A 12,197-nucleotide genomic window follows, 5' to 3' on the forward strand; every position below is an offset into this window, starting at 1 on the left:
GCCGGGAGATCATCATTGGCTATGGGTTCGCGGCGCCACGTGACTTGCCTACGCAAACGGGATGTCTCGTCGTCCACGTATTCCGCTTCGCCGGTGATAACGCCCAGGTAGAGGTTGCTTTCGAAGGCTGTCAAGACGAAATCGTCCACCTTCATCTGGCTGAGGAAGCGGTAGAACTCTTGGGCCCGGACTTTACGTTCCGCATAGTCGATGTGCTGATATCCAGCATTTACCGCGGCCTGTACCTCATCAAAATTGCTTCGAGGTGAAGGCGAGCCTAGGTGCTGCGCCCTGAGAGAGACGAAGCCATGTCCCAACCAGGAATCGACCATCCCAACGCCGCCCTGATTCTGGCGAACCAGCCAGCCCCGTCGACCGGGATTACCCGACAGTTGCCACTCGCTGAGGTACGGCTCGGCATACCACTCAACAAGTTCGTCCGAATCTCCCTGCTGGGCCTGACGGATATTGAGCAGGTCCTTGGCAATATCGAGATCGGAACCCCCGCTCGGCCCTCCGATAATTCCCGCAAATGCGTTGCGGATTTTGATCCGGTGATCACGGCTGACTATAGGCTGCAGGTGATCGGGCCACGCCAGAAAGTCGATGCAGTAACGGATTGTTGGCCAGTCCTTGGTGACCGCCTGCGTCAGTCCCATGAATGCCCACGGGTCCTCAAGAGCCACGTTGATTACGTTCGCAGGCTGCTCCGTAACGTGCTCCACAAAGCGGCTGAGCCAACCAACGTGGTCTGCGACTTGGATGTTGAAGCCTACTCCCCCGTTGAACGAGCCTTTGGCTTGAAGCCCTTGGCGGAGCACATCCGGCAACTCGGTATCGGCCTCGGGCACCCACGATAGGACTTTCTCCACTCGGGCGATCTTCGTAGCCGGCGTTACATTTTCCAGAGGAAAAACCTGGAGGTAAACCAGCTCGGCAGCGAGAAGGACGGTCTCCCTCGGGGTGTCTGCCAGTTGGCGCTCCAACTTGGCCATGAACGAGCCCGGGCCCACGTCGGTGTTCTTGCTCCGATCAGCAAGATCCTTGGCCGTTTCCGGCGTCCAGGTATACGTGCGGCCGTCCATGGGCGAAGGCTCGCCACGGAGACCGCTTCTAATGATCAGCTGGGCCGGAGTCTCGGCCAGCACCGACCCGACAAGTGCTGCCTTCACTTTGTCACCCCTCCATGCCCGGAATGCAGCACTGTCTTCAGGACTCCAATCATCCGTCGGATCCACATTCATGACAGTCCACATCAGGCCCTGCGCGTCCAAGCGGTCGCGAAGCGCAATGCCATGTTCAGGAGCCAGCCGAATGATTTCGTCGAGTGCCTCCAGCAGAAGTTCATACCGGCGAGCTGGTTCCCCGTTAGCACCTTTGCTGTCCCATCCCACAAGTTTGAGGAACTTCTTCGCTGCTTGGGCTCGATACGGTGGGAAACGAAGGGGGTCTCGACCCATTAGCAGGAGTGAAGCAAATCCGATTATGCCGCCAACCGAGAACTGCTCTTGATTGTGTGGGCGGAGCGCGGCCGTGAAGTCGTCAATGCGATGGGCATCCACGTCGCCTTCCCACATCAAAGAAACCACTTTCCAGAGGTCGTCTGGTGTGGTCCGGCCAACGTCGATAAGCCGCATCATGAAGTATCGATTCATGAGATTCGACGAGGCGATGTCTCTGCGAAGAGCCTCGAACCATCCGTTGTTGTGCTGAAGGAAAATCTCCCTAGTCCTTCGAAGCTTTTCGGCGACTGCAAGCTTGTAGTTGTACTCGTCGGCATCGAGATCGACTGTCTTAGCGAACAGTGCGCCAAACTCCATAAATTGCATCCATCGAGGATCGCTCACGCTGCGACCGTCCTAGAAAGCACCAAAGATTCGGACTCAACAAGACGTGGCATTCATGAACTCCGATTTCTGGTCAGCCGGCACAACCGCATGCATCTTGGCCGCGGAGCAGCTCTGGGGCTGATTTCAGCTCCGCGTTCACGACCTTTTATATATCTAGCACTTCTAATGCGCCAATCCGCGGGTGACACAGGAGCACCGTCAACATTACGCATAACAAATCCGCGCCCACTCAGAGCACCGATGGCGAGGGCGACCTGGCCCGGCCCTCTCGTCCCGAGGCGCCACGCCGTTACAGCAGCCACGACATTCTGTAGTGACACCTTGAAACAGGCAAGCACGGCCCCGAACCCTGGCATCAACGCCCTCATCGTGAGGCGCTTCCCCCGCTCGCTTCGCCGGCAATCCGCTCCTTCCGGCACCGACGGCGGACACAAGATCCACCGGTGGAGCTAGGTGACCGCGGTCTGCACCTGCACGGTCGATGGAACATTGTTGACGACGGTTGCGTCACCTTCAGCGATGACCTCCCCGAGCGCCTGGCCACAGTCGAGCGGGCTCAATCAGCGGATACGGAAAGCACTGGACGGGGACATTGCGGCCGGCTTGGATGCGCCGGAACAGCCAACGGCCCCGTTCGCCGACTGGCTGCCGTCCGAGATGGGCTCACTGAACCTGGCTGATGCCGGGATCACCCCGGTGCTCTGGGCGACGGGGTACGGACTGGACCTGTCGCTTATTAGCCTGCCTGTGCTGGATAAGTGGGGGTGCCCGAAACATTCGCTGGCTGTGAAGGAGTTAACAAGGCTTTATGCGGTGGGGCTTCCTCGGCTGACGCGGCACTACTCGTCAATCCTGGGTGGGGTGGGGATGGACGCGAAGAAAGTGCTGTGATCCTGCTATAGCTTCAACGAATGGTATATATCCCGCGTGACCGGCGTCACCGATGGCCTTTGCAAGGCCATCGCTACTCCGCTGTCCCGCAAAGGAGGGACCGTCATCGTGGTTGGCCCTTCAGAAGCGCGGGCAGAAGACTCACTTCGCGACATCAAGGCCGCTGTGCCCAACGCGGCACTGACGCTGCCTGCCTGTGATCTCTCGAGCCAAGCCTGAATCCGGTGCCTAGTTGAGGAGTTCCATTCCGGTCACCAAAAGATCAAAGTGTTGGTCAACGCTGCCTAGGTGTTCCGCAAGGAGCGCCAAGTGACTTCAGCCGGCCTTGAAGTCACGTTTGCCACCAACGTAATGGGCTATTTCCGGCTCACAAACCCGCTCCAGAATTCGCTCAACGCGGCGCAACTGCGGACGATGCCCAGAAGAAACGGAGTTCATTTACTGAGGCGGAGTCGCGGGCCACAGTCAATCTGTGACGTTCAGTCCTAAAGACTGCGGCGCATGCGTCCTACTTTGGTGCACGCTTATACAACCCACGGGACGCCACCATGGCGCCGCGCTCGTCGACCGGACCGGGCAATACGGCGGCCCGCCCGCCGAGCAAAATCAATGCCGCCCGCGATGAAGGCTGCATCACAGTCTCTATGGTTCCCGAAGGACCCGCCGACACCAAAGTCAGGACCTCCTCTACTGGGTGATCAAAAACCGGCAAACACGGCCCGGCTACACCACCCAGGCGCTTCCATCCCCCACAGTAAGTAGTACGAAACAGCCGCATTACATTGTGCTCGGCAGGGTATGAGCGGGTGAGCTTAGAACAGGCTCAGCAACACTTCCCGGTCAGAATTTCGGGCATCTGGCGATGTTCGAAGAGGCCGAAGACCCCGGGATTCCAAAGTCGGCCGGAAAACATACGCTAGCCGTGAGGCCTTGCAAGCTCATTTGACAGAGCCCAAAGCGGATCGCTGTGTGCTACCTCAGACGTCACCATCATTGCCAAGACAATCGTCGCTGGGTTGTCATCGCCTCCGGCATCCTCCGCAACATCACAGAGAACGGCGTCAGAAACACGTAAGCTCTGAAAAATAGGAGAATCGTCGGCTGACAGAACGTATCGGGCGATGTCTGAGCTTGCCGACCGTCGGACTGTGATGGTGAAGTCGGCCAAGTCAGTTGATACGTCCATCGCTACAGTCGTTCCCTGGGCGTGCACACGAAGGTTCTTGAGCAGTACAGTGGAGTTACTTGCTAGAGGTGTACAAGCTACCCAAGCCCTGAGCATGGCAGTGCGTTGGAGGGCGGCACCGAAAGCTCGATGGACCTGGCTAGCCTCTAATTCAGCTTCTTCATTCTCAATGTTCTCTTCATCGAAGCTGATCACCGCCTGTACCGAGTCGTCAAGCAAGAATTCAACTGAATATCTTGTGAGTGACAGTGCGAGAGTCACCCCCTCAGCCACATGCAGTTTTCCATGGAATGACGATGCTTGATAGACATAATCGTCACGAAGGATTCCGACAACTCCGGCATCTTCAAGAACGCCGATAACCCAGTCGTAAAATCTCCGTTCGAGGGGAGCTCGAAATTCATCGAGTGATTCAACGACTAGGTCGCCGCCAACCGGGTTCGCGCTTCCCGGGTCCACCGAACCGCTCACCAATAACTGGTGGTCACAAGCTGTAAGAACACCTAGCCCCGCGTGGCCGCAAAAGGGACGATTGCAAGGCAAAGGCTTCCTTCCGGCTACAAATCCGTTTAGCTTATCCGCCATCCATTCGCTCACAAAGTGGCTGCTTTGATGTCAAAACCCAGTCGTTCAGCCTCAATCAAGATCTTATGTCCCTGAATTGCTTGCTTGACGGACGGCTCTTTACCTGAAGAAAGCACCCTGCCGATACTGAAGGCAATACCCCGCTGCCAAGCGGCGAGGTTATCCGTTTGCTTAGCCCAAGTTGACAAGCTTTTCCATACTTCTCCATCGACAGCACAGACGCGGTCGATTGCTTCTCCTTCCTCCGAGGATCGAGGAGCAGCATCATCCGGCGTGGCTCTTGTCTTCTTGGACCCAGTAGTCTTGACATCCAATAACTGCAAATAGGCCGGTGGCTGCCAATCCATAGACTGGATGTCCGCCCAGCATTCCTTCCTCTTAGCCCACTCGGTTACGTTCCGTGTCCCAGCTGAAGAAACAATCCTCTCGTGCACCAACGGCGCCAGGTCAACAATTGCTGCAAGCACGTCCTCAGGCAGATCCTGCCTTTGCCACAATTTGCCTAGGTCAATCCTTTGCGCCGTCTTATAAGACAGGAGCGCCAAGGTGTACGCCACAGTAGCAGCTCGGTAAGCACCCAATTGGAGGTTGGTTATTGCAGCCTCAGCTTTTCGCCAGAGGATGGCCTTCGCGATGACCCGACGGAAGTATTCTTCGTCGGGTACCAAGTTGGCGTTGGACTCTCTCCTACTCTGGAGGAACTCCTTGAAATTCTTCTCTGCTCCCAAGCTCACAAGATGTGGTAGTTGAGACCAAGTATTCTCATATTTCGCAATGTCCGTCTTAAGCAGCTTTTGACTGGCAGGGTGTTCACTTTTGAACTTTCGTTGCGCTGCGGGCGTGCGTTCTCGCGCGACTGCATCAGCGTACTGCCCGCGAGCACGTTCAAAAAACCATCGGGTCATTACGTTGGTGCCCTCAGCGCACGGAGCCCATGTAACGCGTGACTGCTTTTCCAAGGCAACATGGAAGGGGTCGTTTGCTGAAAAATCAGCCATTCGTACAGGGTTCTGCGAATTCGAGAATTCAGATATCCGGGGCGCCAGTTCCTCTCGAACGGACGGGTCCACAACGGTAAGTTTCACCTGCACTTCAATGTTATCAAGCCTAGATTTTCCCTCAGTCAAGGCGTGATAGAGGGATGCGGTTGTTTGACCTCCGTTCACAATTTGAACATCGTGAAGTCTCGTGATCAGCTCTCGGCCACCTATCGACTGAGTATCGACACGGGTTGCCGTAAGCGACAAGCCATTGTTGTAAGCAAGAAAGCGCTCAGGCTCAGACTTTATGGTCTCCTGAATGCCTTTGTTAATTTTGCCGCGTGTTTGTAGAAATGATCGAACATTCAGTTCCAAGAGGCGGGGTCCATACTCGCCATAGATTTCAGCCAGAGCTCGCCCAGGCAGAACGGTTAAAAACGATTGGTAGATTCCAGCTGTACCGTTGGGTCCGGGAAAAGGAAGTCCGGAAAGTCCAAACTCTTCAAGCTCGACCGACACAGGTTCCTGAGCATTGCCGGACGCCATAAGTTTCTGAATACGCTCGATGTCCCAAACTTCGACAACTGTTGGCCTGCCCCTGATCGGCTCGACATCCGGGACGGGTGTTCGAAGTCGATAATTCGTCAGGACCACCAACCGAACACGACGGACAGTTGACCATACGGACTTAATGGTGGAAACAACATCATGCAGTACCGTAGATTCATCAATCTGGTCCTCAAGATCCGTGGCAGAACGTGATGAAAATTCCACCATGCGCTTGAGGACCGGCGTCAGCTCAGTCTTAGTCAGCGACGCAACCTCGGGGAGAGCAGAGAATTCAGTACCGAAGACCGTCAGAAGGCCGCGCTCTTCATCCCAGTCGTAGCCAGACGTATGCATCTTTGGAAGCCCATAGAGTGCCCCGACCGGGTCAACTGCTTCGCCGGCTTCAATCAAGAGGTTCATAACAAGCTGCGTGAAACCGTGCGCTAAAGTCTCAGGGCTTCCTTCAAGTTCAGCCTCGATCCTGACGAATTGGAGCAGATCGGCATGAAATGTTGAAAGGTTACTCACGCTTGGTAAGCCTCTCGTATGATTTCTTTCACTTGGCGCCGCGTCAGCTCCCACTCTTGGCATGACTCAGCGTTCACCTTGTATGAGACATGGCTGATGCCTCCCGGAAGGTCCCGCTCGAGCAGTCGCGGAAATGCTCCGCTCACTTGGTACCAAGACACGTTTCTGACCGTCATCCGTTGCACATACCTCGATACATGGGCATCAGAATAGCCCGCGCGAATAAGTCTGTCCTCAAACAGACTTGAGGCCACTTCGTCCCCGGCCAGATGAGATCTCATTTCCGCGACCAGCTGAGGAAGACTCGCCCCATTACCAGTATCGCGTACGTCGATTTTGTGCACCGCCAAAAGCAGTACTCCCACCGCGCTGTCGTCCAACTGTCGCTCGTTAGCGATAGTGGCCAGTGCCGGCCCGGTGGGCGACACCGACTTCACCTCAATGGCAACCCGCTCGTCGGCGAAATCCTGCAATGCTCTCTCAGGTCCATACCATGAACGCGCGGCCGCCTCCCAGCCGACAATCGGGCGCATGACGTCCCTGAATACGGTCAGCTCGGCAAAGAGTCCCGCTTGCTGGTTAGGGGTGAGCCATGACGCGGTGCCCGTGAAAAACTGTTTCCAGAGCTCCAGTCTCCTGCAGACACTCATCAACACGTCCCCCGAGCGCACTTCCGAAACCGAGCGCACAACATCATCGATTAGAGCATCAAAGACAACCGTTTCTGTGCGGCCAGACTCTTCGATACGTACGTCGACCCGGCCGCTGCGTGTGAGCGACGAAGTTACGGTCAACCCGGATACATCGGGAAGTCGGGCAGCCACCTCATCGAGGTTCCCGGCTGCTCCCACGCTAAGCCCCCGTCGGCCGTCTCGGCCACCGTCCGTGAACAGGAAGACGTCTCTGTCCGCGCTTGAAGGCAACCGTCTGAAGAACTGGCCCGAAGAGTCGAACTCATCTTTCAAAGACTGCCATACGTTCCGAATGTCGTCTGGCTGCGCGCCTCGACCTATCAGCGTCAATTGGAACCTCCATCTTCAAACAGATCGTCCCAATACACTGCGTTGACTTGGTAGTCAACTGAAAGACCGTTATCGCTGGCAGGGAACGAAACGGCGAATCCAACAAAGGGCGTCGAGCCTTCTGCGAACCCGAAGGAGGTTGGCGAAATGGGATATACCATCAGGAACCCGTGTTCAACTGAGCGCAGTTGGCGCTCTGCCGCTGCCGTCGGCTTTTCAGGTCTCTTGGTGCCAGGCTTAGCGGCACCGGACTCATATCGCTCCACCGCCCACTGCAGCGCCTCCTCCCAGGTAGCTCGCGATGCCCTCTTCAGCGGCAAGAGAACATCACCCGGGCTTACCAATCTTTTTATAGTTCGCTTTTCATCTGTTTGGTCATTCGGGAAAGGCATCCGAGAGTAGAGGCCAATTTCACCAACGACCATAGATGGATCCTCGACGGAACGGACCAGCTCGATCGGCGCATCTCCTCCGTCGTCCGAGTCTGTCTTGTCCGCGAGCATTACAGTCCAGTGACCGAGCTCGGACGTCGCCGGTGCCAAGCACTTCTCGATGTACTCAATGATCGGCTGCGGAAGCCCTCGACCCGAATCCTTGTGCCCCGCATAATTCTTGAGGAACTTGAGAACAGTATCGGCAGGCACCTCATGTTTCTCATGCTTCTTCCGTGTAGACATTTCTGCACCGAAAACGTCCGCTGCAAGCCGTTCCAGTGCTCGCCAGTTTTGGACGCGGGAATTTTCTTTAGTGTCAAACAAGAGAGTTTCGCACTGCGTACCGGCGAAGCTAACTTTCATTTTCTGCGAATGTCGAGATTTGTTGGCGGCAGTGACCATCAATCCGTCAGGATGCTGTTGAATTCGCAAACCATACTGTCGGGGAGTTCGATTGAGCTGCCCCATAACCTCGAACTCACGATATAGCTTAGCTGCGGCGTCAGTGATGCGTGAGTACCATGTAACGAGCTGCGGAGTCGTATAGATGCGACATAAATCTAGATAACCCGGGCGGTATCCAAACCAGCGGCCCATCTGCATAAGAGTGTCGTACATCCTAGATGCTCGCAAATAGTAGGAGACCATAAGCCCCTCCAAGGTTAGCCCCCGAGACAACTTATCACCACCAATTGCTATTACCTGAAGGCCTTCAGGACGTTGTGAATACATAAGAGAATCTTTGACAGAACCATTCACAATCTGCACTTCCATGTCCTGCAAGGTCTTCAGCAGGGAGTCTTCCACTTCATTCCAGGGAGTAAGTTCTCTGCATTCAGAGGAGACGTCCTCATTGGCGAGGAGAGCATCGGAAACAGCGACGAAATCATTGAGATACAACGACCGAAGCTCTGTCACGATAGACTCGGGATCTTTGCTTCCCCCGTACTCAACGGCTATGCGCATATCGTCAACGTACTCCTGCACTTGGCGCGCAACATTCGCCTGAACATCCTTAAAGCGAGTGACGTGTACCAGCATTGATGAGTGCTTGGCCCGCAACTTTCTATTCCGCTTCAGCGTGCACGACAGCACGAATGCATGTATAGCTTCCTTGAGGGACCGAGGTAACTCATCGTCCGGGATTTCGCCTGCCTTGTGACCGTCTTTGAGCCAGCCCTCGTGGTCCTGCACCGAACGGAGCGTGGGCAGCGGTTCCACAGTCTCCAATCCAGCTTCCGTGTCGCCATCGAGACCGAAGAACCGAATCGGACCAGAGTAGTTGGAGGGTTCCGGTAGCCGTACTATGAAGTGTTCTGGGAAAAGGTCCAGCCCGATGTCCGTTCGTATGGCGTCCGGATCGATGAAAATATTAGCAAAAGGTGTGGCAGTGTATGCGACGTAAGCACTTTTTTCGAAAGTGTCCAGAATCTGCCGGATCAATCCGTTGATTGTGGACGGATCTGACTCCTCGTCGAGCTCACCGGGCTTCGTTACGGTATCAATCGATGCGTAATCTGCTTCATCATCGAGGACAAGTAATGGCACATCTCGAACAATTTTTTTGCCTGTGTCTGGATCTATAGTGTGCTGCAAACCCGTTGCCCAAGCATAAACGTTCCTCAGGATGGATGCATTCTTTTTGACCACTAGAACCGTAGGGTCTCCGCCAATCGCTTGGTGAGCCTGCTTGGCAATCGCCAACTTGAAATCCCCATTTGATTCAACTGTCGTAGAGCAATTGATGAGAAGGTTTGGACCACTCTTTAGCCCAACGCCAGTCTTAGCGTTAGTCCCGGACACGAAGGTTTCTACGGTGTTAAACCCCAGCACGCCCTCGTTAATTCTCTGCTGAGTCTGACTGCGAAGGCTATCGTGGGCGCCAGCCATCACTATGATGAGCTTGTAGCCAGCGTCGATTGCCTTATTGAGCAGTCCAACATAGTTGGACGTCTTGCCTGATTGGACCTGGCCCGCCACGAGCCCTCGTCGTTCCCACATGCCTTGACGTCGCGGGTCCTCAAGTGCAGCCAAGATTCTGTCTGTCACATCCCCGACTGACTTATCAAAGGCATCTGCGGGGCGGCCTTCGTCCTCGATCATGTACCGCCGGTATCGGTCCCAGAACTTCCACTCTATGGAACTACGGCGTTCATCAAGCCAGGCAACGTGTCCCTCATTGTTGGTGAGTGCAGCGCCTCCTGTAACGTATACGTTGAATTGTGTTTCGATGTCACGAGCAATTTCTTCGGCAACTTCGGCCGTGACGACTTCTCCGGGCATCTGCTTGGCTGGTCCTTCACAGAACAGGGATACAGCGTTGCGCACTTCCTCCGCGGTGATGAAAGTGTTCTGCCCTCGAAGCAACTCCAAGTGTGACGCGGCCATCTTTGTGATGTATGATCTAGCAGTTGTCATGAATTCACGCTTTCCTTGAATGCGGCAACAATGCCCGGATGAAGTGAGAACGGTTCTGTACTGGCGAGCACATCTAGTACTTGCTCGCTAGAAGCCCCGCTCGTGAGCATCCTGCTGTAGGAGAATTCGAGCAGCTCACGCAGTCCTCTCGTATCCTCGTCGAATGGCTGCTGCGATGATTCCAATGAGCTAGCTAAGTGGACAGCAATTTGCGTCATTGGTACCGTTTCCTCGACAAACCTCAGCAAATGTTCTATTTGTACTTTGTATTCAGGTGAGGCGTCAAGGACTTGACGAACGACAGGATTGTCCCTATTGATTCGATATGATATGTTCATATCTCGGTCCTTGTGCTGCAACCAAGCGAAAACAAAAGCTTGAGAAGACCTTGCAGCCGCTATTTTGCCTCTAAATCTATAGACTTCTTGAGCTTTAGTCTTTGTGGTTCTTCCAATACGCTCGAGGTCCCTTACGATGGAGGCAGGCGGGCGGATCTGGGACTTGCGGACATCGACCTGCCACATATGGTCCAAGGCGATCGGCACGTCGAGCGCAATGCGCGCAAGCTTTGAGTGCTCTTCCTTCATGCCTCCTACCCCAAGCCAACTGCCAGAAACTAGCAGTCGGTCTTCCCTGTATACGTAGAAGCCTTGGTGGGCATTCCAACCCTGGATGCCGCCGGCTCTCTTATGCTCGTCAATGTCAAGCTTGCTTTTATGCGGAAGGACATATGGGGTGACCTTAATCGCCTGCCCCTGCATCGGCAGAGCTTCGGTTCCTGGAGAATACGTGGACGCGTTATCCGAAAGGAAAGGGTCCCATGGCCGAACATCTGAGCCATTGACACTTATCCTGAGACGGCGGGGAGCACCTAGGAAACGATGAAACGTCATGCCCAAATGATTGGAAACTGAGTCCGCCACGCGTAGGAACTGCGCCTTGGTCATTCGGGAACCTGTTGTCGGATCGCCGATGAGTCGGTCACATTTTGTCCAGACAACCGCAGTACCCGTCTCAGCGAATGCAATGTCGTCTACAGCTTGGTTGGGTAGCGAGCTCCTTAGCCGCCACTCTCCCGACTGCTGAATCTCGTCGAGGTCCCAGCGGCGCACCACGGGTGACCGATTCGCCGCATTTGTGGTGACAACTGAGAATTCTCGAGCCTGAGCGATCGAGGCAGTTTTGAGGCCTAGGCCGAAACGCCCTAGGTCGCCCTTTTGGCGCTCAACCGCCGGGCTTTGACTCCCCAGACGCATAGCGTCTACTAAAGACTTTTCTGACATGCCGACGCCGTCATCCTTGATCACAATGTAGGCATCGCCGTCATTCCACACAAAGGCTATGTATACATTTTTGGCTCGTGCCGCAATGCTGTTGTCCACGAGATCAGCAATCGACGTCTCTGGCGTATAACCAAAGGCTCTAAGGGCCTCGAACACAGGACTCGCACTAGGTTGCACAATTTCCCACTCCGAATGCTGCATGAAAACACTCCCCCACAAATCGCATCTTATATGAGCTTGGACACTATGTTAGCAATTTGGTGCGCCAGGTAGGGGGGCACAGCATTGCCTACTTGAGTGTATTGCTGAGTTCGGTTTCCCAGAAAAAGATAATTATCAGGAAACGATTGAAGTCTGGCCGCTTCTCGAATTGATAGGCTTCGCATTTGAGTAGGGTCTGGATGAATGTAGTAGTGGCCATCCTTAGCGATGTGCGAAACTACTGTGGATGAAGGCCGTTCCCAAACCTGC

General features: G+C 54.9%; 8 protein-coding genes and 1 pseudogene. 2 read left to right on the forward strand and 7 right to left on the reverse strand.

The features are described 5' to 3' along the window. Positions 1-1,847, reverse strand: a pseudogene (locus HP499_RS13660) (hypothetical protein); the annotation flags it as partial. Positions 1,848-2,369: 522 nt separating this feature from the next. On the opposite strand from HP499_RS13660, the gene HP499_RS13665 reads away from it, so the two are divergent. Together HP499_RS13665 and HP499_RS24880 are read left to right on the forward strand one after the other, a co-directional pair. Further along, positions 2,370-2,741, forward strand: coding sequence for a hypothetical protein (locus HP499_RS13665; protein ID WP_172324582.1), 372 nt, complete (start codon positions 2,370-2,372; stop codon positions 2,739-2,741). 36 nt (positions 2,742-2,777) lie between these two features. After that, positions 2,778-2,960 (forward strand): hypothetical protein, encoded by a 183-nt coding sequence (locus tag HP499_RS24880; RefSeq protein ID WP_216659989.1) that lies wholly within the window; start codon positions 2,778-2,780, stop codon positions 2,958-2,960. Between the two features lie 697 nt (positions 2,961-3,657). On the opposite strand, the gene HP499_RS13675 is transcribed toward HP499_RS24880, so the two are convergent. Genes HP499_RS13675 through HP499_RS13700 form a run of 6 tightly spaced genes read right to left on the reverse strand, consistent with a single transcriptional unit; the run spans position 3,658 to position 12,157 of the window. Continuing rightward, a complete protein-coding gene (locus HP499_RS13675) occupies positions 3,658-4,524 on the reverse strand; it encodes a hypothetical protein (protein ID WP_172324583.1) in 867 nt (288 codons plus the stop codon). Further along, a complete protein-coding gene (locus HP499_RS13680; protein WP_172324584.1) occupies positions 4,521-6,569 on the reverse strand; it encodes an AIPR family protein in 2,049 nt (682 codons plus the stop codon). The genes HP499_RS13675 and HP499_RS13680 overlap by 4 nt, the downstream gene beginning before the upstream one ends. Next, a complete protein-coding gene (locus tag HP499_RS13685) occupies positions 6,566-7,591 on the reverse strand; it encodes a PD-(D/E)XK motif protein (protein ID WP_172324585.1) in 1,026 nt (341 codons plus the stop codon). Before HP499_RS13685 ends, HP499_RS13680 begins: the two co-directional genes overlap by 4 nt. Next, positions 7,588-10,443 (reverse strand): Z1 domain-containing protein, encoded by a 2,856-nt coding sequence (locus HP499_RS13690; RefSeq protein ID WP_172324586.1) that lies wholly within the window; start codon positions 10,441-10,443, stop codon positions 7,588-7,590. The genes HP499_RS13685 and HP499_RS13690 overlap by 4 nt, the downstream gene beginning before the upstream one ends. Then, positions 10,440-11,927, reverse strand: a complete 1,488-nt coding sequence (locus tag HP499_RS13695) for an ATP-binding protein (RefSeq protein ID WP_172324587.1) — start codon at positions 11,925-11,927, stop codon at positions 10,440-10,442. Before HP499_RS13695 ends, HP499_RS13690 begins: the two co-directional genes overlap by 4 nt. A 26-nt stretch (positions 11,928-11,953) precedes the next feature. Beyond that, complete coding sequence (locus HP499_RS13700) at positions 11,954-12,157, reverse strand: DNA cytosine methyltransferase (RefSeq protein ID WP_309138393.1); 204 nt, start codon at positions 12,155-12,157, stop codon at positions 11,954-11,956. Positions 12,158-12,197 lie beyond the last annotated feature (40 nt).

The organism is Paenarthrobacter sp. CM16, from assembly GCF_013179505.1.
In the GTDB taxonomy this organism is placed as follows: Bacteria; Actinomycetota; Actinomycetes; order Actinomycetales; family Micrococcaceae; genus Arthrobacter.

Excerpts from the sequence above, each read along its gene's own strand:
- HP499_RS13695 (WP_172324587.1), bottom strand. The coding sequence starts at position 11,927 with ATGCAGCATTCGGAGTGGGAAATTGTGCAACCTAGTGCGAGTCCTGTG.
- HP499_RS13690 (WP_172324586.1), bottom strand. The coding sequence starts at position 10,443 with ATGACAACTGCTAGATCATACATCACAAAGATGGCCGCGTCACACTTG.
- HP499_RS13665 (WP_172324582.1), top strand. The coding sequence starts at position 2,370 with ATGACCTCCCCGAGCGCCTGGCCACAGTCGAGCGGGCTCAATCAGCGG.